Below are 21,962 nucleotides of genomic sequence, written 5' to 3'. Positions count from 1 at the left end.
ACCGTGGGAGGCGTCAACACTCTCTCACGGAGCCACGACCGTGACTGGACTCGATGTAAACGGCGTTACCAAGACGTTCGCATCCGGCGAGGGAGGCAATACGATAGTCGCGGTGAACGACCTCGACTTGAACGTACGACAGGGCGAGTTCCTGGTGTTGCTCGGCCCGTCCGGCTGCGGGAAGTCGACGACGCTCAGATGTATCTCGGGGCTGGAGACGCCGACCGAGGGCGAGATCGCCCTCGACGGTCGAGACGTTACCGAGGAGAAGCCACAGAACCGAGACATGGCGATGGTGTTCCAGGACTTCGCACTCTATCCACACATGACCGCACGGGAGAACATGAGCTTCGGTCTCAAGATGACGACCGACCTCTCTGCGGACGAGCGCGACCGTCGGGTCGACGAAGCCGCGGACATCATGGACATCGGCGACCTCCTCGGGAAGAAACCGGCTCAGCTTTCCGGTGGCCAGAAACAGCGCGTCGCACTCGGTCGCGCAGTCGTCCGCGACCCCGCCGTGTTCCTGATGGACGAACCGCTGTCGAACCTCGACGCCAAACTCCGTACGCAGATGCGGACCGAGATACAGCGGCTCCACCAGCAGATAGACGTCACGACCATCTACGTGACGCACGACCAGACGGAGGCGATGACGATGTCGGACAGGGTGGCCATCCTCAACGACGGCGAACTCCAGCAGATCGGGGCTCCGGACGAGGTGTACGACCACCCCGCTAACCTGTTCGTCGCAGGGTTCATCGGCTCGCCGAGCATGAACTTCATCGAGGGCGAGGTCCGCGAGAGAGACGGTTCGTTCGTGTTCGTCTCGACTCCGGATGCGACGCAGTTCACGTACACCCTCCCCGCTGAAATCGCGGAACGACTCGACGTAGGCGCTGGCGACGTTCTCACGGTCGGCGTTCGCCCGGAGGACATCGACGTGTCCTCGGCCGACGCCGAAGGCAGCGACTATCGGGCGGAAGTCGACGTCGTGGAACCGATGGGAAGCGACAACTATCTTTACCTGAACGTCGGCCGGGATACGTGGACGGCTCGGGTCGAGTCCGACATCGAACCCGACGCTGGCAGCGAAGTCACGTACACGTTCGACGACCACGACGTTCATCTGTTCGCCAGCGACGGTGAGACGCTAAAGTCCAAGGGAATGCCCCACGCTAGAACCGACGCCGGCGACCGTTCCGAGGAGGGCGAGCGTCCCGTCTCCGGCGACTGACGATGAGAGCCGCAGTTCTCCGCGACGATACCCGTCTCGTCGTTGAAGACCGCCCCCGTCCCGAACCGTCGCCCGGGGACGTTATCGTCCGTGTCGAAGCCTGTGGCGTCTGTACGACCGACCTGCACCTGTACGAAGGAAATATCGACGTCGAAACGCCCCTCGTGCCGGGTCACGAACCCGCCGGCGTCGTCGTCGAGTCGAGAAGCGACGCTGTCGACGAAAACGCCCGCGTCGCAGTCAACCCGACAGTTCCCTGTAATGCCTGCGAGAAGTGTAAAGCCGGACGAACGAACCTCTGCGCGTCCAATACGTCACTCGGTGGCGCGGCCGATACCGTCCTCGACGGAGCGTTCGCCGAGTACGTCCGCGTTCCCGCAACGAACGTCGAGCCCGTCGGCGACCTTCCGTTCCGAATCGCGGCGCTCGCCGAACCGGTCGCCTGTTGTGTCCACGGCGTCGACCGCGCGGACGTGGACCACGGCGACAGCGCAGTCGTTTTCGGGGCTGGCCCGATGGGTCTCCTGTTCGCGCAGACGCTCCGAAACCGCGGCGCGAGCCCTATCGCCATCGTCGAACCCGACCAGAGTCGTCGAGAACGAGCACTCGGTCTCGGTGCCGACGAGGCGATCGATCCGACAGGTCGCGATCCGGTCGCCGCCGTCCGTGACCGGTTCGGCGCCGTCAGTCTCGCCGTCGAAGCCGTCGGACACATCGAAACGATCGAGCAGGCTCACGCGGTGACTGCCGACGGTGGAACGACGCTGGTCTTCGGTGTTCCACCCAGGGATGGAACTATCGAAATCAGTCCCTTTCGACTGTTTTTCGACGAACTCGCTCTCGTCGGATCGTACTCCCTCACGGCCGACGCGTTCCGTCGGGCCGTCGACCTCCTCCGCACTGGTCGAATCGATGCCGGCGCTGTCGTGACCGACGAGTGCGAACTGGAGCGTATCACGCGGGCCTTCGAACGGATGGACTCCAACCGGGGCCTTCGACACATCGTGCGGCCACGCGACACGAAGTGACCTGCTCAACACGCTCGCGTTTCGCCACACGGGGCACATCGGCGGCAACGAGGGCTGATACCCCGGACTGTTCGCCCTGCATCTCGGTACGGGTGAAAACCGGTCGCCGTGAAAGGGACGAACGACGCGTTCCGCTCGGAGAGTAGCGACGGAGTCAGTCGAGTTGCGTAGCGAGATACGAGAGGGCCCGTGGAACCATCTCGTAGTCGTCGCCGTCTCCCTCGTACTCCAGCGTCACGTACCCATCGTACCCCTCCTCGTCGATTTCGTCTAACACGTCCGGGTAGTACGGATAGTTCGGGTCGGAGCCGTCGTCGGCTACACGGTCGTAGGCGGCGTGGACGTGTGCCGCGAGATGGCTCGTTCGGCGGACGGATTCGACGCCGTCGACGTAGTTCGCGAGGTCGAGGACGAGCGGGAGGTCGCCGTTCACCCGACGCCGGAGGTCGAACACGTCGTCGGCGGTCTTGATGATGCCGTCGTGGTTGTGGTTCTCGACGGCGAGCGTCACGTCGACCGTGCGCGCGTAATCGAGGCACTCCTGTATCCCGCACGCGATGTCCCGCCAGACCTGCTCGTCGTCGAACTCTCGGTCGTGGAGTCCCGGGAAGCCGGCGAACGCGCGGAGAACGTCGGCATCGAGGCGGTCGGCACGGTCGAGCCACGCTTTCACTTTCTCGACGTCGTCGCGGCGCTCCTCGGCGTCGGGCTTGGCGAAGTCGTTGTAGAACACCGACAGACACGCGATATCGACGCCGTGCTCGTCGGCCGTCGCACGGACCTCCGCGAGCGTGTCCGGGTCCTCCGCCGGCAGGTGCTCGTCGATGAGTTCGACGCCGTCGATGTCGTGTTCTTCACCGCATATTTCGACGAACTCCGCGAGCGTCATTTCGCCGTCGTCGAGTTCATCGTGGTACGAGTAGCTACTACAGGCGAGCTTCATGCCCCATCACCGTCCGTATCGAGCGGCAGCGAGACCGCAGTTCCCTTCTCTGCCGCGCGATAGATAGCCATCACCAGTTCGAGGGCGTCGCGACCTTCTTCGCCGGTGACCGGGGGTTCCCCGTCGCCAAGGGAGGCGTCGACGAATCGCTTGATAGGGCTGCGATACTCGGGGAGTGGCACGTCGACAGTTCCGCGTTCGTCGGAGAGTTCGACGTACAGTTCCTCCGCTATCTTGTCGGCGTACAGTACCCCCTCCGTCCCGACCACCTGCATCTCGATAGCCTCGGGATCGGTCGTCCAGGACACTTCGAACGTGCCGAGCATCCCGTCCTCGAACTGCATACAGGCGACCGCCGTGTCTTCGACGTCGAAGTCGTACTCGAACGTGTCGGTGTAGGCCATCACTTCGTCGACGGCACCGATGGTGTCGAGAACGATGTCGGCGTTGTGGATGCCGATGTCGACCATCGCTCCACCGCCCGACGATTCGGCGTCGGTAAACCAGGTAGAGCGAGGCGACCATCCCGCGGGACCGCTGTGACTGAATCGACTACGGACGGATTCGATCTCACCGATCAGTCCGCTCTCCAGCACCTCTGACGCCTTGACGTACACGGGATGGAAGCGCTCGGACTGGTCGATCATCAAGATAGCCGAGCTGTTCCGCGCCGCCTCTATCATCCGGTCTGCCTCCGCGACGGACGTCGCCATCGGCTTCTCACAGAGCACGTGTACGTCGGCTTCGAGTGCAGCCGTGACGACCTCCTCGTGGAGGTGATTCGGGAGACACACGCTGACCGCGTCTACCGTCCCGGACTCGACGAGGTCACTGTAGTCGGTGTAGTACTCCTCGGCCTCGAACGTGGCCGCGACTTCCTTCGCTTTCTTCTCCTCGACGTCGCAGACGGCCGTGACGACCGCATCCGAGTGGTCCTGGTACTCGGGGATGTGGAACCGCTGTGCGATGGCCCCGGTCCCGACGACGCCGACTCGAAGTTTCTCGTCCTGTACGCCCTCTTCGGCAGTGGAGATCATTATCTCGGTAGACATTGACTACACCGAAGCGTCCGCAAACGCGACTATTAACGACCCGGGGCTAAATTGGGGGCCGACGAACGATAATTGAAGAGGACCAAACTACACCGCAGGCCCGCCAAACGACGGTGTACCGACCGGCTATCCCGGCAGAACGAAGAGCGGCAAATTCAGGTCAGACCCCTCCGATTCACCGGGGACCCATCGGGACCGATTCCGAACACGCAGTTCATCGAGCGGGACCGTCTCCGCGAGAGACGGTCACCCGAGTTCTGAGACGCGGAACTTGAGGTAGCCGAGGAGAGGGGCGACGGTCGCCCAGCAGCCCAGTACCAGGACGTTGAACCAGGACTGTCTGGCGAGCCGGTCGCTCTCGTGGTGGAACGTCCCCAAAATCTGGTACTGGTCGAACACGCCCGCGTACACCACCTCGGTGGCCTGGAGGTACGCCGTCGCCGGGGAGAGCACGCTGACGAGTTCGCGCGTCGACTCCGAGAGCGTTATCCCCAGGGTCGAGGTGAGGGCGTCGATTACCGTGTCGAGGCTGATCACGGGGAGGAATCCGAACCAGAACGGGACGAGGACGAAGTACGCACCGATGACGGCGAACATCGCCCGCGACCGACTCGCGGTCGTCGCCGAGAGGCTGACGAAGATGCCGGTGACCGTCAGCGCGTACAGCGCCGAGACGGCGGCGAACTTGAGAAAACGAATCGGGTCGGCACCGTTCGTGAACGTCGCCGCGGCGATCACGAACCCGACGACGGTCGCCAGTACCACCGCAGACACGGCGACGACAGCGCGGGAGACGTACTTCCCGAGGAAGTACTCGGCGCGACTGTTCGGTAGCCCGAGCACGTACTTTATCGCCCCACCGCTGCGGTCGCCGGCGATGGAGAGGTACGTCAGCGAGGCGACGAACAGCGGAAACGCGAACCCGACGAGCGCGGAGACGTCGTAGAGCGTCCGGTAAGCGTCGTCGTAGATGCTGATTTCGGAGCCGAACACGAGCGCGACGAGCGCAGTGAACACGCCGACGACGCCGAGGACGACGTACGACCGGCGGACGTTCCGGAGGTCGTCTCGCGTGACGGTGTAGAAACTCATTCGGCATCACCCCCGGTTCCGACCGCGGCCCTCGCGTTCGCCTCGGGCGATTCGGCGGTGGGCGCGTCGTCGGTCGCGCCGTCGTCGCCCGTGGTGTACCGTTCGAACAGCGCTTCGAGGGACGCTTCCTCGATTGAGATGTCCGTGACGGTCGCGCGGTCGTCGATTCGGCGGAGCGCTCGCATCTTCGCCGTCGGTCTCGCACACGTCACCCGGACCGTCCGGCCGTCGACGGTGACGTCGGTGACGGCCTCGACGTCGTCGAGCGAGATACCGGACGGCGAGCGCTCGACGGTGGCCTCGACGACCGACTGGGCGCCCAGTTCCGTGCGGAGGTTGTCGACGGTGTCGACGGTGACGAGTTCCCCGGCCTGCATGATGGCGACGCGGTCGCAGACCTTCTCGACCTCGTCGAGCACGTGCGAGGAGAAGAACACTGTCGCGCCGCGGTCGACCTCCTTCCGGACGATCTGGCGGAGGAGCTTGATACCTTTCGGGTCCAGTCCGGAGGATGGTTCGTCGAGGACGAGCACGTCGGGGTCGCCGACGAGCGCGACGCCGAGCGACATCCGCTGTTTCATTCCCTTCGAGTAGTCGCCCGCCGGTCGCCGGGCGTCGTCGGGGTCGAGACCGACGCGGTCGAGGATAGCGTCCGGGTCGTCGTCGGCGCCCTTCGTCTCGATGGCCGAGACGACGTGTTCGCGGCCAGTGAGGTTCTCGTACACGTCGTACCCCTCCGGGAGCAGTCCGATTCGCTTCCGTATCGCCTGCGAGTTCGTGGTGACGTCGTGGCCGAGGATCGATGCCGTTCCCGACGACGGCTTCAGGAACCCGAGAAGCACGCTGATCGTCGTCGACTTACCGGCACCGTTGGGACCGAGGAACCCGAAGACTTCCCCCTCCTCGACGGTCAACGAGAGGTCGTCGACGGCGACGAAGTCCCCGAATCGCCGTGTCAGTCCGTCAGTTTCGATCGCTACCATTGTCCGGAAACAAGTAGAACGACTGATAAAAGCTCGGCGAAATGCGTCTCGCGTTCCTCCGATTCCGGACGATTTCACTACTCCTGGAGAACTCCACGTGAGTCGCCCCGTTCGGAGACGTCTCCGTCCCACGGCAGTCGAGCAGACGGCCTGGTTCCGTGGCGGTCGAGGGAACGACCCCTAACGCGACGGACGGCCGGCGTCGACGATCGCCGGTATCAGGTGGAGGTCTGAACGCCGAGTTCCTCGAGGAGAGTCTCGGCCGCGGCACGGGACGACCGTGGTCCCCGCCCGGTGACGAGATCGCCGTCGACGCGAACGCTCACGTCCTGATCGACTTCGGCGTCCCAGTTGCCGCCGGCGGCCTCGACCTCGTCTTCCACCCAGTACGGAAGCTTCCTGCCGTCCGGGAGCAGGTCGTTCTCGTCGACGATGTCCGCTTCCCACTCGTTGGGGAAGCCGGTGACGTCGCGGCCGCTGGCGAGCGGCTCTCCGTCGCCGTCCCGCGCGAACGCCAGAATTGCGAGGGTGTGACAGACGACGAGCGCCTTGCCGTCCTCCCCTTCGAGCGTCTCGCGGAGCAGCGAACGGGCGTGTCTGTCCTGGTTGACGTCCCACTCGACGCCGTGTCCGCCAGGGAAGACGACGGTGTCGTAGTCGTCGGCGTCGACCTCCGCGATGGGAACCGGGTCGTTGAGCCGTTCGTCGGTCTCGTGGACCTCTTCGACCCGTTCGGCGGTCTCGGCGCCGACGAACGGGTTGTCGGGGTCGATCGACGTGTCGTCGATGACGGGCTTCGACCCCGTCGGCGTCGTGACGGTGACGTCGAAGCCGGCGTCGTCGAGCGTCGTCAGCGGCTCGACGCACTCTTCTCCCCAGTACCCTTTTTCACTTACGACGAAGAGAGCAGATGGCATGCATCTACCATTATTGCGTGACCCGGAAAAGACTGCTGGCGTCCGAACTGCGTGACAACCAGCTAGAAGGAGTGGTTTCACCGGATAGCGCTGCCCTCGTCTCGAACGGTAGTTCACCGGCAACGGATTACCGTTGCGGCGACGAGCGCGCTGGGATGTGGTCCGGCCGTTTCGTCCGTAACGGTCGTCGCGTCGGCGCGCCGGAGGGGACGGTCGGGTGTCGTCACGCTCGGTCGGCCAGTACGGCGTTCGTGGCGACGCCGAACAGGAGGATGAGCATGCTCGAGTACAGCCAGACGAGCACCGAGATGACGATACCGAGTACGCCGTACGCTTCGAGCGTGACCGCGTAGGAACTGTACACCTGGAACAGGACGTGAAAGATCACCCACCCGATGGCCGCGCCGACGGTCCCCGGGAGGACCTCGCGGACCGACACCTCGACGTTCGGAAACACGTAGTAGAGCGGGAAGAAGGCGACCACGAGCACGACGACGAACAGCCCCACGTTCAACGCGCGGACGAGGGGGTCCCAGGGAAACGCCGCGATGACCGTGGCGGCGACGACCGCCGCGAGTAGCGCCAGTGTGACCGCGAGCGCGGCGATGCTGCCGTCTCTGACCTGCCCCCAGACCGATTCGTGCGTCGACGTGTCGTAGATCGTGGCGAAGGCGAGGTCGAGTCCGCGGAAGATTCGAAACAGGCTCCAGACCACGGCGCCGGCGCCGACGATCGCCACGTCGACGCGGTCCGATTGCCCCCTGAGCGTTTCGGCGAGCAACGTTCGCGCGCGTTCCGTGAGATACGGCCGGGTGAAATCGACGAGGTACGCCACGTTGGCGTCCCCTATCAGCGCGGAGAGGGCGACGAGCGCGAACAGCAGGAGCGGCAACAGCAGCAGGAAGCTGTGATACGCGAAGCTTCCCGCCAGAAAGGGAACGTAACTCCCGTTCGCCAGGCGAACGATGCGGCGAACGGTCGTCACCACGTCGTCGACTGACCGTGACACAGGGAGAAAACGACGGCGAGCATCATGAATGCCGCGAAGACGGCCGCCCCGGTTCGGCGACCGCGCCCTTTCACCGCCGGACGCGCCGGTCGGCGCTCGCGCTTCCGCCGCCGTCTCCGGTCCGTCCCTCTCACCGTTCTCCGACGTTCCGGCAGCCCCGTGGTCGAGTCGGCGGGACCGACGGCGAGCCCTCCCGTCCGTTCAGTCTGCGGGGTGGGCGTGCTCGCCGTGGCCGCCCTCGCCCTCCGTCGGCTCCGACCGGTGGAGCCAGTAGAGGAAGAGGAAGAACGCGGTCGCGAGCACGTTCAGAACCATCTTGTAGTTCATCTCGATCTTGACCTCCGCTATCTGGGCGGTCGACCGCGCCGGGATGAGTCCGACGCCGAGGAACAGGAAGTGGATGACGAATCCCGTGAGAACCGCCGAGAGGAAGATCATCCCCGACAGGATGGCCGCGAACTTCGTCCCGTAGTACTCGCGGTAGGCGTCCATGATGGGCGGGACGATGAGGTCGGCGTAGATGTACGACAGCACCGAGCCGAACGGGAGACCGTTCGTAAAGAGAACGGCTGCGAACGGGACGTTCCCGACCGAGCAGACGAACGTCGCGATGCCTATGACGGCACCGACGACGGCGGTCCAGAAGACGTACACGGGCAGTCCGAACGTCGGTTCCGCGAATATCGACGTCCAGACGTGTTCGGGGATGAATCCGGCGATGAGTCCGGCGAAGACGAACCCGATGGCGATCTCGTCCCAGAGCATCCCCCACTCCTTCCACTGCTTGTCGGCCAGCGCCTTCCACCCCGACAGCGACGTCGCCTGCTCGCGTATCGTCGTGTTGGCCTCCTCGGGGTCGAAGCTCTCCTTGCACGACTGCGAGCAGAAGTAGTACGTCCGGTCGTCGTGTTCGGTGGAGTAGTCGGCCTCCTCGGGGTTTACCTCCATGCCGCAGACGGGGTCCTGGACGGTCGGCTGGCCCTCGTCGAGGACGTTCTGGCGCGCCTGCTCGACGACCTCGTCGGGAACGAGGTAGACGAACCCGAGCGCCATCAGGCCGATGAGCATGAACCCGCCGACGATATCGGCGAGGAGGAACTGCCAGCCGAGCAGGATCCAGATGACTGCGCCGATCTCGATGACGAGGTTCGTCGACGCGAACATGAACGCGCCGAGGGTCGCCGCCGCCGACCCGCCCTTCTTGAAGAGGTTCTTCGCGGTCGCGATGGCGCTGTACGAACACGACGAGGAGATGAACCCGAACAGCGACCCGTAGCCGATTTCGCGCGGGCCGTGCCCCTCAAGCAGGTCGGCGACTGCCTCGTTGGACGTCCACGCCTCCACGCCGCCCGCGATGGCGAACCCGACGACCAGCGCCCACCACGTGATCCACGCCATCGCCGCCGTCGTCGTCACGAACTGACGCGTGCTCTCGGCGAAGAACGCACCCAGCGGCTTCGACGTGGTGAACACGCCGACACCGACCGTCGCGAGCGCGATGATCGCGAGGATCGCGTACTCCTTTTTCTCCATGTTCGAATGTACGGCCGCTCCACCTAACGCGGTTGTGCCTAACGCACTGCGGTGAACTCGCCCCGGTTTTTCCGATTCGTTAACCCCCTCCGCCAATGGTGGGTCGCTCGCAGTCCGTCGGCGCGTGCGGTACGATACGGCCACGACTCGCGTCCGTCGACGCTTCGACCCCGTATGCTCGCGACGGCGAGACACGAACCAATTGCAGCGGAGCAGTACTCCCCCATTACGCTCTTTCCGTTCCGTGTCCCTACCGTAAACGATGGCTCGTGACTCACCGGACGACGGCGATTCCACCGACACCAAGGACGAAGAACTCGGCCGGGGACTACTGGAGGAGAACATGGGGCCGAGTTCGGCGGCCGCGCATCTCTACCGGGGTGAAATCCACCGGATGCGATTCTGGCGCGAACGGCTCGACCAGACGACGTACTGGGCTATCGTCATCATGAGCGCGATTCTGACGTGGACCTTCTCTAGTCGGGAGAACCCCCACTACATTCTGCTCCTGGGCATGGCGGCGCTGACGGCGTTCCTGTTCATCGAGGCCCGGCGCTATCGCGGCTACGACATCTGGCGCGGACGCGTCCGAACGCTCCAGAGGAACGTCTTCGCGTACGGACTCGACCCCTCCGCCGGCATCGAGGACCCCAACTGGCGCAGGGAACTGAGCCAGGATTACCGCACGCCGACGATAAAGATCACGATCGAGGAGTCGGTCGCCCATCGGCTTCGACGGGTCTACCTCCTGCTGTTCACAATCATGCTCGCCGCGTGGGTCGTCCGAATCGCGGCGTTCGCGGTGCAATCGTGGCCCGCCAGCGCCAGCATCGGGCGGATTCCCGGCCTTCTGGTGACCGTCGGCGTCGTCCTGTCCTACCTCGTCGCCGTGGTCGTCGCACTGCGACCCCGGACGTGGCACTCCGAGGACGAACTCCACACCCAGTCCGTCGGCAAGCATCGGTGACGGACTCCTTCGAGCGGTCGACGTCGACAGCCGCGTTCGCCTCGACGCCGTGACGCTCTCGACCGACGACGTGCGCCTCCTTCGGGCTACTCCCCGGCGAGTCGCTCAGTCGTCGTCTTCCGGAGCGTACTCGTCGCCGAGGATGCGATTCGCGATCGGTTGGTCGAGCTGGCGATCCACGTCGGCGGCCGTCTTTCGGTGACGGAGTTTGGCGAGCACGTCGGCGGCGAACACGAGCGACCCGACGATTATCATGACGTCTCCCGGGACTCGGAGCCAGAACGTCGTCTGAACTACGTCGCGGTTGTAGAACGCGAGGCTCCGGGCGGCGGCGTAGCCCTCGGTGAACGCGGCCTCGAGCTGGAGGAACCCCACCGGCAGTACCGAGGTGAGGACCATCACCCCGAGTCCGACGTTCATCAGCCAGAACGACCACCGAATCCGTCGCCTGCTCCACCGGTCGCTGAACGTCGTGATACGGAGCATGTAGATGACCATCCCCATGGCCAGAAATCCGAACGCGCCGAACATCGCGGCGTGGGCGTGAGCGACCGTGAGGTAGGTGCCGTGCTCGAAGTAGTTGATCAGCGGCAGGTTGATGAAGAATCCGAGCACCCCAGCGCCGACGAAGTTCCAGAACCCGCTCGCGATGATGAATAGGAACGCCCACCGGTAGGGAAACGTCTCGCCGGCCTCCGAGAGCGTCGCGTACTCGTTGAGCGCCTCGAAGAGGATGAACACGAGCGGAATGAGTTCGAGCGTGGAGAACACCGACCCGAACGGAATCCAGACGTCGGGCTGGCCGACCCACCAGTAGTGGTGGGAGACGCCGATGACGCCCGTGCCCATGATGAACAGCACCTCGAAAATGACGGCCTTCTCCGCGGACCGTCGCCGGAGCAGCCCCATGCTGACGAGCGTGAGGCCGACGACGGCGACGATGAAGAACTCGAAGGCGCCCTCGACCCACATGTGGACGACCCACCAGCGCCAGAACTCCGTCATGACGATGTTGGTCTGGGGGGTGTACAGCATGCCCGCGGTGAACAGGAGGCCGATAGACCCGCCCGCGTACAGTATCATGTGCGCCAGCCCGTACCGTGGCTCGTCGTCGAGCAGCGGCCGAAAGCCCCGCCAGACCAGGAACGTCCAGAAAGCGAAGCCGGCGAGCAGACCGACCTGCCAGATGCGCCCGACCTCGACGTACTCCAGCCCCTCGTTGCCGACGAGCCACCAGTACCACTGGTCGGTGTCGACGTAGCCGTTGATCCCCAGCCAGATGCCGAGAAATCCGCCGACGGTCACCAGGACGAGCGCCCCAAGGAGCAACCAGACGAACGTGCTCTGTCGATGCGGTTCGTACCCGGTGAGCAGGGACGCGAGAAAGATGCCGGCGGCCAGCCACATGGCCGCTATCCAGAGGATACCCAGGTCGAGGTGGAACGTCTTGGCGGCCGTGAACGACAGCAGCTGGAGGACGTCGACGCCGGCGATCTCCCGGAGGCCGAAGAAGGCGTCGCGTTCGATGTAGTAGTGGGCGAGCAGTCCGCCGAGCAGCGTCTGGGCGACGAACAGCAACGCCGCGACCGGGACGTACCACAGCGTGGCGACCTGACTCGGGAGGACGTCGATTTCCTCGGGACCCGGAACCGAGAGGCCGCCGGTCACGTCGGGTTCCGGAAGCTGGACCGATTTGTACAGCCAGATGCCGACGCCTGCGGCGCCCACCAGCAGAATTATGCTAATCGCACTCCAGATGACGTTCGCTCCCGTCGGAACGTTGCCCGCGCCCGGCGCGGGGGGCCAGCCGTTCGTGTACGAGTGGTCCGACCCCGGTCGATCGGTGTGTGAAATCCAGGCCGTCCAGAGCGCGAAATCGGCGAACCGGCGAGCGTCCTGCTCGTCGCCGATCATGTCTGCAGGAACGCCTCGTTCGCGGGCCCCGTCGTGATACCGGTCGACGTACACCTGTCGTACTTGCCGGTGAGCGTAGACCTCGGCCGCGGAGTACTGCGCCGTTCCCCGGATGGTCCCCTCGTCCAGGTCCGTTTTCACTATCTGGTCTACCGCAGCCTGCTCCGGCGGGTCGAGGTCGCCGTACTCCGCGTCGTACCGCTCGCGGGCGTAGTAACGCCGCATGAACTTCGTCTTGAGCCGCAACGCGTCCGCGGTGTAGTCGACGCCGAAGTACGCGCCGTTCCCGAGAATCGACCCGTGGTTCATCATGCCCTCGGACTGGAACACGGCCTTGCCCCGCTGAATCTGGGCGTCGCTGGCAACAGTGTTCCCGTCCGGTCCCCGGACGGTGTCGGGTATCGGCGGTACGTTCTGGGAGGAGTACCACGCGCCGACGCCCATCACCACGAGATTGAACACGAAGACCCCGACGAGTATCTTCGCCAACGTCCGCCGACGAACTCCGATTTCGTGGAACTCGATTCTCACCCCGGGCCCCTCCGTTCACGACGAGTCGCTCCCTGCGAACGGTAACGACTCGTTGTTCGTGATGTTTCGTTCCATTCTACTTAGTAATGCGGGAGAAATGAACGAACGGCTCGAATCCGGAGCTACGTTCCGGGAGTCTCGCCGTAAAACTTTAGAGGTGCTATGGTGAATCACCGAACGGCGAGGGTCCCCGAACGAACGTCGCGTCTGGCGCCATCACCACGACGCCTTCGACATCCCCCTCGCCGCCCTGATTATCTCGTTTCTATCGTTGCGGCCGCCGGTACCGTCAGGTCGTGAGGCGGGATGCGGTGTTTCCCACGACCGACGCGAACGCACTCACCGCTCTTCCCGGTACTCTCGTCGACGCCAGCGACGGCCGACACCGGCCACCTCTCTCCCGTAGATTCGTAAGACGATATACTATAATACAACTAAATAAGTACTATACTTTTCCAGTGGCATAGTCGTAGATATGGATCGCAGAACGTACCTGACGGCGCTCGGGGCGACGATAACGGGCGCGGCGACGACGGGTATCGCCGCCGCGAAAGACCCTCCCGTGTATCGTCCGGGCGGCCCCTGGCCGGGGCAGTTGCAGGCGATCAACCTGAACGGGCTGCTCACCAACGAGCAACTCGCGGAGCGCCTACAGCAGATCGACCGACGGAGCGACAGGCTCGACCTCCGCCAGATAGGCCAGTCTGCGGGGCGGAACGCCCCGATATGGGAGGCGACGGTCGGCACTGGTGACACGAACGTCCACCTCATCACGCAGATTCACGGCGACGAACCCGTCGGAACCGAGGTCGCGGTGGACCTCCTCCGCGAACTCGCGCTGAGCGACTCCGGGCAGGTCCGGTCGATTCTCGACGAACTCACGCTCACGGTCGTACCGCGCGTCAACCCCGACGGGGCGATGTTCCACTACGACATCGACGACGACGGTCGCAGCGAATGGGTCGGCCGGCGGACGAACACCCAGCGGTGGACCGCCGACGACTCGCGACACGAACCCTGGTACCATTACACGCACCCGGCCGGAACGACACCCGGCTACGACATGAATCGCGATTTCAACGTTCGGCCGCCCTCCGAGTTCGACCCGCGCACGGACACCGACCCCGAGTGGTGGTCGCAGGTGGACGGGGACTGGTACCTGGACATGCCGTACGAGGGGTACACGCTGCTCGCGAGCGGTCTCCGGCTGGCACCCGAAGTCAGGGCCGTCACGCGGTCGTATCTCGACGCCGACCCCGACATCGCTATCACGCACCACCACCAGGGCGCCTATCTCGTCCCGGACTCCGGGAACGGAAACGGGCCCGCCGACCAGATCATCATGAGTGTCATGGGCCAGTACGGACCCGCGTACATAGAGAAATCGCCGTTCTACGACCCGGACGTCCCCGTCGAACAGGTCGTCAACCCGTTCGTCGACGCGGCCACCAGCACGCGCTCGCTCCGTCTCAACGCGCTCGTCGCGAACGCGCTCGCCGAGCGCGGCAACAGCGTCTTCGACACCATCACCCGATACAGCTACCTCCCGCTGTGGGGGTCGTATCTCGACGCCCTGACGCCGCACACGGACGCCGCCGGCATGCTCTACGAGGTGTCCTACCAGACCGACGACCGCGGGCAGATGTCGCTCGGACGGATGGTCGAGGCGACGAGAGTCGGCTTCGTCGAATCGCTCGAAGCACTGGCGACGGAGACGCTCGACCAGGTCTCGGCGAGCGACTACTTCGACATCCCGACCCACGGGAGGTCGCTCGACAACCCCCACCTGAGCATGCGACGGCGCTAGTACGTCTCCCCGACGTTCGACCGCACGGACGGGGCGTCCCGCCGTCTGGGGCCGTCCCGGGGCCGTCTCGCGGTCGCGTTCCGAGGTTTCGACCCGAGTTCGACGGGTGAGGACCGCTACGACCGAGTCAGGGAATATAATCTCCTACAAAGCTATTTTAACTTTCTAATTCTTACAATAAATTAATCTATCCTCGTTACCATTACTCACACTGCTCGCTGGCGCACGCAGCGAGCGGACCCAACCATGTCAGAAACACCCGGCGGTTCCGACCGTGAATCGCGTTTCGAACGGAGCGGTATCTCGCGGCGTCAGTTCGTCAGGCTCTCCGCCGCGACGGCCGGCGCGCTGACGCTTCCCGGCAACGCCGTCGCGGACACCACCTCGCCGAAGTTCTCGGACCTGTACGAGTACGTCGTCACCCACGTCCCCGAGGACTACTCCATCCCGACGCTCGTCGAACTCTCCGATACGGCCGGCTTTCGGGAGCTAGCGGCCAACGGCTTCGACCCTGTCACGACCACTTCCCCCACTATCGCGGCGTACGTCTCGGTCACGCCGGCCGACGTCGACGCCGTCACCAGCGTCGACAGCGTCACGGCGCTCCGTTACTCGCCAGGCTCGAACCCCTTCTGGCTGCTGGACCACTATCCGGACGGCGTCTTCCCCGCGCCCGACGACAGCGTCGACTTCATCGACTTCGAACAGATGGTCGACGGTATGCGGTACCTGGAGGGACGGAACGACGACCGAATGCGATTCTACTCCGTCGGCGAGAGTCCCGGCCACTACAACCTCTTTCTCGACGAGGCTGGCCCACAGAACCTCTGGGTCGCCGAACTGACGAACGACGTCCACGACGACGCCGCCTTCGCGGAGAAACAGAAAGTCGTCTTCACCCTCTCGATACACGGCGACGAACGGTCCGGGGCAGAGGCGGGCACGCGATTCGTCGAGCAACTCCTCGCGGGCGACGAACCCGAGGTCGAGGCCCTGCTCGACGACGTCGTCCTCGTGTTCCTCTACCCGAACCCAGACGGCTGGGTCGCGCGCAACCAGCAGTACCGCGTCGACACCGACGGCGACGGCGAACCGGAGCACAACTCCTTCAGGCGCGTCACCGCGACGGGCGTCGATCCGAACCGCCAGTACCCGACCGTCGGTTGGATCGACAGCGAACACAATCCGGCCGAACCGAACGGAACCGACCTGGTGGACGACGAGCAAGGCGTCGACGGCGACGTGCCACCCCGGTACACAGACACCGTCCCGGACGCGCTCGACATCGTCGAGTTCCTCCGTGGATACGACAACGTCCGCATCGGTTCGGACCTCCACGGTATGTTCTGGTCCTCGGACTTCATCGAGGGCCTCATCGTCAACGACCAGTACGACACCGACGAGTTCCACGACCTCTACGAGTGGAACCGTCGCACCGAACATCGGGTCGAGAACGCGCTCGCCGACGAACTCGACGCTCATCGAGACCGGTTCCGGGAACTGAACGAGACGTACGGAAACGAGTGGGGATTCGACGGCTCGGCGCTGCCGACGCCTGAGGAGGCGTACGACTACGGGACGATCCTCGACACGATTGGCTACACGACGAGCGGGACGCTCATCAGCTGGATGAGCCAGCCCCGCGACCAGGGCGGGCTCGACATCCAGATGATGGCCCACGAGATGGGCTGGGACAACCGCGTTCTCGACCGGATTCCGTTCCGTCCCTGGCTCGTCGACCTCCAGGTCACCGGCTACCAGGAGGTGATACGGGAGACCGCCCAGCACGCCGTACGGACGGTCACCGGGACGATAGAGACGGGCGGCGAAACCACGGCCTACGTCGACACGGACGCCCTCACCCGGACGTCGGCCGCGCTGTCGTTCACCGACGCACGGACGCGGACGACGACGCATCACGTCACCGTCGGACCGGCACCCGAGCGAGTGACTCTCGACGTCCCGGATACGACGCGGTCCGTCTCGGTGTCGCTGACGGCGTCGGGGTTGATACTGGCGCGACTCCGCACCCCGACAGGGCGGGTCGTACAGCGATACAACGCCGCCGCGGCCGACTCGTCCGAGGGAAGCGTCGAGTGGACCGTCCAGACGCCCCGCGCCGGCGAGTGGACCATCGACGTCAAGACGGTCGGTGGTTCGAAGGAGGCGGCGGTGACCGTGCGCGAGTCGCTCGTCCTCACCGACGCCGACGACGCGGTCACGGCACCCGACCCGGTCGACGTCCTCGGCTACCAGCAGCGGCCGTACAGCGTGTCGCCGCTCGAGTACTTCCCGGACTACGCCGCGGCTATCTCGGGACCCGACCAGCGGGCGACGAACGACGGGCGGCGACGGAACGAACGCGGTAACGGCAACGTCGTCGATGACGTGACGGGAATGACGGTCGACGACGTCGGCGACGGCGCGCTGTTCCGCGGTCGGAGCGAACGACGGGCGGTCGACAACCTCGTCGTCAACCACGCACGAGGCGCGTCGAGTGACGCGTACACGGCCGAACTGGACAGGTTCGTCGAAGCGGGGGGCACCCTCGTACTGACCGACCGCGGCGTGTCGCTGCTGGCCGCGCTCGAGAACGACCTCGTCGACGCGATCGGCGACGACGACGTCACCGAAATCGAACGGTTCAGCGTGTTCCTCTCGGAACGCGTCGGCGACCATCCGCTGCTCGCCGACACGCGTCCGATTCAGCGGGAACTGTGGAAGCCGGCGCCGCTCGGCTACCCCATCTCGACGCCGGGAACCGCGCCGCTCACGGTCGTCGAACCGGCGGCGTTCACGGCCGCCGGTGGCACCGTCGCGGGGTACACGAACGAGACCGGCGGTTCGGGACGGTACGTCTCCGCCGGTTCGTTCACGGCCGGTGACGGAGAAATCCACGTCGTCGGCGGCTTGCTGCCCCCGGCGCACCAGTCCAGCCTCCATCCGTTCGGAATGCTTGACTACACGGCGACGTTCCTGGGACACACCGTGTTGACGAACGCCCTCGGACACCGACAACTCCGGTACGTCGACGGCGAGTTGGTGGCGACGTACGGTAATCTGGAGTAGGTCGACTCCGGTCACGTCTTCCGGACGTCGACGCCCGACGGGCCGTTCAGTCGGCCACCTCCGGGTGGGGAATCGCGTCGGGGTCGAGACGGTGGTACCGTACCACCGCGTCGTAGGCGTCGAGGTTGGGCGGATTGTCGTCCGGAATCCCTCGGCCGCGGTCCGTGCCGAAGCAGTCGTCGACGAACGTCCTGGCGACGACCGCCTCGCGGGCGTCGTCCTCGTCGTCGAGGCGCCGCTGTGCGGCCGAGAGCAACAGCGCGGCCGCGTAGACGTCGAAGACGTAGTCCGCGAGTTCCTTCGCGACCAGTTGTGCCTCGTCGGGGTCGGTGGCCGCGAGCGACGAGAGCACGTCGTGAAGGGCGTCGAGTTCGGTTTCGACCGTCCCCGTCGGGTCGGCCAGCGACGGATGGGTGGGGGTCTGCAGATACTCGCCGACCCGTGCCAGGAGGCGTTCGCCGGCGTCGCCGCGCGACAGCGACCGAAGCAGCTCCAACGAGAGGACGTTCGAGGTGCCTTCCCAGATGGGAAGGACCTGCGCGTCACGGAGGAGGCGGTTGGTGACGAACTCGTCGACGTATCCGTTTCCGCCGAGAACCTCCATCGCGTACGAGGTCGTCTCGACCGCCATGCGTCCGGTTCGATACTTCGCGACGGGGACGACGGCCCGCATCAGCGAGACCGCGTCGTCGCCGTCGCCGCGTTCGGCGGCGTCCAGCAGCGACGTCGCCTCCATCGTGAACGCGGTCATCGCCTCGTAGTCGACGGTGAGTTCGAACAGGTCTCGCCGCAGCAGCGGATGTTCGTCGAGCCGTTTCCCGAACGCCTCCCGGTTCGCGGCGTGAACCTTCGCCTCCAGGAGCGCGCGACCCGAGACGCCCGTCGCGCCCGCGGCGTTGGCGACGCGCTCGAAGTTGAGCATCCGCGTCATCTGCTTGAACCCGTTCTCCGGTTCGCCGACGAGGTAGCCGAGGGCGCCGTCCAGCTCGACTTCGCCGGTCGGAACGCTGACGGTGCCGAGTTTGTCCTTGAGTCGGCGGTAGGTCTGGTCGTTGAGCGACCCGTCGGGTTTCGTGTGGGGGACGAGGAACAGCGAGAGGCCGTCCGTACCGTCGGGGGCTCCCTCGCGGCGCGCGAGGACGAGCGTTCCTTCGGCGTCGACGTTCGAACAGAACCACTTCTCGCCCGTGAGTCGGTACGTGCCGTCGTCGGCTTCGACGGCAGTCGTCTCGTTCGCACCGACGTCGCTACCGCCCTGTTTCTCGGTGAGGAACATCGCACCTTCGACGTGGTCGTCGACGTCGCGTGCGGTGAGACGCTCGTAGTACCGCCGGAGGACGTCCGCGTGCTCGGAGTCGTCGGCGTAGTTCTCGAGGACCAGTGCCGCGCCGGCGGTCATCGAGACGGGACAGGCGAACCCGATGTCGCAGTAGGCGAGCAGCGTCTGCATCACGAGCGTGTGGGTCAGTCCGAGCCGTTCGTCTCGGTCGGGTGGTGCCTCGAACGAGTCCGCGACGACGCCGGCCTCGTACGCGAGCCGGTCGTTCTCCGCCTGCGCGGGGTGGTACTCGACGCGGTTCTGGACGTCGCCGTGTCTGTCGTAGGTGTGGAGGACGGGTCCGTGCCGGTTCGCCACGTCGGCGTTGTCGGCGATTCGCGTCCCGACGACGCTACCCCACTCGTCCAGTTTCGGCTCCGCCCAGTCGAACTCGTCGCCGTACGCGCTTCGAGCGTGCCGTCTGAGCGTCGGGTCCATCCGCCAGTAGTTACAATCGCGGCCTTCGCTGAGGTCCGCGTACGGACGTTGGAGTGTCATATGGTAACGCTTACTACCAACGACGATTACTCTATTGAAATCGTCGGTCGTGCGACCACTCGGGCCACCGCTCCGGGCGGTCTCCCCTCACGGTCGCGTCGTCGGAACGCTCGGTCCGACGACTGTACCGCGTTTCGCGCGCGAGCACGGACGAGCGCCACCGATCCGTTCGTTCGACGCAGTGGCTGTCACGCCGAGGTAGGAACGGGTTGCATTCCGATTAGCTGCTGAAAATATTTTGCCGAGAACTGGTTTGGCTGGAAAAACTTAGGTAACTCAACAGTAAAGGAGTTAATGTATCGTTGTAGACTGGTCAGTGTCGATAGATTTTTATTGGCTGTCGAACGTTGTTGCTTACCATCACCTGTGGTGGTGTGTCACAATGGCGGTAAACGAGAAAGACGAACGACGAGAAGAGAGCGGAACCTCCGGCGTCGACCGACGGAGCGTGTTACGCGGTATCGGGGCAGCGGGGACGATATCAGTCCTCGGATTCACCGGGACGACCGGAGCGCAGGGCGACCAGATGCTGAAACTCGCACAGGTCAAGAGTCCACTGGAGTTCGACCCGATCGTCCTCAACGACGTTCCCTCCGCGCAGGTGTCGGACCGCGTGTTCGAGGGGTTGTATCGGTACGACGAATCGACGACCGTGATCCCCGAGTTGGCGACGGGCGAGCCCGAAGTCAGTAACGACGGCAGCACCTACGTCGTCCAGATAAAAGACGGAGCGACGTTCCAGAACGGCGACCCGGTGACGGCGGAGGACGTGAAGTACTCCTTCGAGGCTCCGGTCGACGAGGAGACCGAGAACGCCTCGGAGCTGAACATGATCGACACGGTGACGGCACAGGACGAGCGCACGGTCCAGTTCGACCTCAAGTATCCGTTCGGGGCGTTCAACCACACGCTCACGTGGTCCATCGTCCCCAAGTCGGTCCGCGAACAGGACAAGGAAGCCTTCAACACGAAGAAACCCGTCGGGTCCGGACCGTTCGAGTTCGTCGACTGGCAGGAGGGTAACTTCGCCGAGGTCAGGCGCTGGGACGACTACTGGGGCGAGCCGAAGCCGCAGCTCTCGGGCATCCGATTCGTGCCCGTCGAGGAACCGACGACGCGCGTCACCACCCTACGAAACGGCGAGAACGACGTCATCGAGGAGATTCCGCCGAAGCTCTACCCGCAGGTCCGGGGGATGGGCGACGCCGGCATCGAAGAAGTCCTCGGCATCGGCTACTTCTACCTCGCGTTCAACTGCAAGGAGGGACCGACGGCGGACCCCGCGGTCCGGGAGGCCATCGACTACACCTTCAGTATGGACCAGGCGGTGTCGAACTTCGTCGAACCGACGGGCGAGCGCCAGTACAGCCCGCTCCCCCAACCGGTCGTGGAGGAGTGGGGGATGCCAGTCGACAGGTGGAAAGAGATTCCCAACGACAAGGACGTCGACCAGGCGAAGTCGATGCTCGACGACTCCGACTCCGTCCCGGACGACTGGAACGCGAACATCATCGTCCCGCCGGACGACAAGCGCGAACAGATCGGCGTCACCGTCGCGAACGGGCTCAAGGAGGCCGGGTACAACGCCAACGTCCAGCGCCTCGACTGGGGTGCGTTCCTCGACAAGTACGTCTCCGGCGACCCGAACGACTACAACATGTACACCCTGGGCTGGGCGGGCGTACCAGACCCCGACGCGTTCACCTACTACTTCTTCGCCGAGGAGTCACACGGCGTGACCGACGGGACGTTCTACGGCGAGGTAAGCGACCAGATCGTCTCGGCGAGGGAGTCCAACGACCGGGCGGAGCGAAAGCAGCTCTACGTGGACGCCATCACGACGATGCTGGAAGACCGCGCGCATCTGTCGGCGTACAACCTCAAGAACAGCTTCGGGGTGAAACAGTACGTTCAGAACTTCCGTTCGCACCCGGTGGGGAGTTTCACCGTGGCAGAGGAGTACGCTAACACCTCGCTCTCCAGTCAGTAGGCGAACGGCTCCCTCTCCCCGTCTCCGAGGCGAAATGACGACGACATTCCGAAAAAGCGTGGTAACCATTACAG

The 21,962-nt window shown here is 64.8% G+C and carries 15 protein-coding genes; 6 read left to right on the top strand and 9 right to left on the bottom strand.

Going from position 1 to position 21,962, the window contains the following annotated elements:
- The first annotated feature begins 40 nt into the window (after positions 1 to 40).
- Positions 41 to 1,237, top strand: coding sequence for an ABC transporter ATP-binding protein (locus tag ACTF4R_RS18215; RefSeq protein ID WP_440009438.1), 1,197 nt, complete (start codon positions 41 to 43; stop codon positions 1,235 to 1,237).
- A gap of 2 nt (positions 1,238 to 1,239) precedes the next feature.
- Positions 1,240 to 2,265 carry an alcohol dehydrogenase catalytic domain-containing protein gene (locus tag ACTF4R_RS18210; RefSeq protein ID WP_440009436.1) on the top strand — a complete coding sequence of 342 codons (1,026 nt, stop codon included), beginning with the start codon at positions 1,240 to 1,242 and terminating at the stop codon, positions 2,263 to 2,265.
- A 154-nt stretch (positions 2,266 to 2,419) separates the two neighbouring features.
- Here ACTF4R_RS18210 and ACTF4R_RS18205 read toward each other — a convergent pair whose 3' ends face one another.
- The 7 genes from ACTF4R_RS18205 to ACTF4R_RS18175 all read right to left on the bottom strand — a co-directional run bounded on the left by ACTF4R_RS18205 (position 2,420) and on the right by ACTF4R_RS18175 (position 9,794).
- Positions 2,420 to 3,208: a sugar phosphate isomerase/epimerase family protein gene (locus tag ACTF4R_RS18205; protein WP_440009434.1), complete on the bottom strand. Its 789-nt coding sequence runs from the start codon at positions 3,206 to 3,208 to the stop codon at positions 2,420 to 2,422.
- Positions 3,205 to 4,260, bottom strand: coding sequence for a Gfo/Idh/MocA family protein (locus tag ACTF4R_RS18200; RefSeq protein ID WP_440009432.1), 1,056 nt, complete (start codon positions 4,258 to 4,260; stop codon positions 3,205 to 3,207). Before ACTF4R_RS18200 ends, ACTF4R_RS18205 begins: the two co-directional genes overlap by 4 nt.
- Before the next feature lie 246 nt (positions 4,261 to 4,506).
- Positions 4,507 to 5,352, bottom strand: coding sequence for an ABC transporter permease (locus ACTF4R_RS18195; protein WP_440009429.1), 846 nt, complete (start codon positions 5,350 to 5,352; stop codon positions 4,507 to 4,509).
- Positions 5,349 to 6,335: an ABC transporter ATP-binding protein gene (locus ACTF4R_RS18190; protein ID WP_440009427.1), complete on the bottom strand. Its 987-nt coding sequence runs from the start codon at positions 6,333 to 6,335 to the stop codon at positions 5,349 to 5,351. Before ACTF4R_RS18190 ends, ACTF4R_RS18195 begins: the two co-directional genes overlap by 4 nt.
- 218 nt (positions 6,336 to 6,553) lie before the next feature.
- Positions 6,554 to 7,252: a type 1 glutamine amidotransferase domain-containing protein gene (locus ACTF4R_RS18185; protein ID WP_440009424.1), complete on the bottom strand. Its 699-nt coding sequence runs from the start codon at positions 7,250 to 7,252 to the stop codon at positions 6,554 to 6,556.
- Between the two features lie 223 nt (positions 7,253 to 7,475).
- Positions 7,476 to 8,261: a YihY/virulence factor BrkB family protein gene (locus tag ACTF4R_RS18180; protein WP_440009422.1), complete on the bottom strand. Its 786-nt coding sequence runs from the start codon at positions 8,259 to 8,261 to the stop codon at positions 7,476 to 7,478.
- A gap of 201 nt (positions 8,262 to 8,462) precedes the next feature.
- Positions 8,463 to 9,794: a permease gene (locus tag ACTF4R_RS18175; protein WP_440009421.1), complete on the bottom strand. Its 1,332-nt coding sequence runs from the start codon at positions 9,792 to 9,794 to the stop codon at positions 8,463 to 8,465.
- 262 nt (positions 9,795 to 10,056) lie between these two features.
- Here ACTF4R_RS18175 and ACTF4R_RS18170 point away from each other — a divergent pair, with 262 nt between their 5' ends.
- A complete protein-coding gene (locus tag ACTF4R_RS18170; protein WP_440009419.1) occupies positions 10,057 to 10,761 on the top strand; it encodes a DUF2270 domain-containing protein in 705 nt (234 codons plus the stop codon).
- A 105-nt stretch (positions 10,762 to 10,866) separates the two neighbouring features.
- Here the strand turns inward: ACTF4R_RS18170 and ACTF4R_RS18165 are convergent, their stop codons facing one another.
- Complete coding sequence (locus ACTF4R_RS18165) at positions 10,867 to 13,185, bottom strand: nitric-oxide reductase large subunit (RefSeq protein WP_440009923.1); 2,319 nt, start codon at positions 13,183 to 13,185, stop codon at positions 10,867 to 10,869.
- A gap of 496 nt (positions 13,186 to 13,681) precedes the next feature.
- Here ACTF4R_RS18165 and ACTF4R_RS18160 point away from each other — a divergent pair, with 496 nt between their 5' ends.
- The gene (locus ACTF4R_RS18160; RefSeq protein ID WP_440009418.1) at positions 13,682 to 15,013 is read left to right on the top strand and encodes a M14 family zinc carboxypeptidase; all 1,332 of its coding nucleotides are present in this window, start codon (positions 13,682 to 13,684) and stop codon (positions 15,011 to 15,013) included.
- Between the two features lie 246 nt (positions 15,014 to 15,259).
- A complete protein-coding gene (locus ACTF4R_RS18155) occupies positions 15,260 to 18,082 on the top strand; it encodes a M14 family metallopeptidase (protein ID WP_440009415.1) in 2,823 nt (940 codons plus the stop codon).
- A gap of 46 nt (positions 18,083 to 18,128) precedes the next feature.
- Here ACTF4R_RS18155 and ACTF4R_RS18150 read toward each other — a convergent pair whose 3' ends face one another.
- A complete protein-coding gene (locus tag ACTF4R_RS18150) occupies positions 18,129 to 19,898 on the bottom strand; it encodes an acyl-CoA dehydrogenase family protein (protein ID WP_440009413.1) in 1,770 nt (589 codons plus the stop codon).
- A gap of 382 nt (positions 19,899 to 20,280) precedes the next feature.
- Here ACTF4R_RS18150 and ACTF4R_RS18145 point away from each other — a divergent pair, with 382 nt between their 5' ends.
- A complete protein-coding gene (locus tag ACTF4R_RS18145; protein WP_440009410.1) occupies positions 20,281 to 21,888 on the top strand; it encodes an ABC transporter substrate-binding protein in 1,608 nt (535 codons plus the stop codon).
- Positions 21,889 to 21,962: the final 74 nt, after the last annotated feature.

This window comes from Halomicrococcus pelagicus, assembly GCF_051917725.1.
Classification (GTDB): domain Archaea; phylum Halobacteriota; class Halobacteria; order Halobacteriales; family Haladaptataceae; genus Halomicrococcus.
The sequence above is the reverse complement of the archived record's forward strand: the minus strand, read 5'-3'. Positions and strand labels throughout refer to the sequence as shown.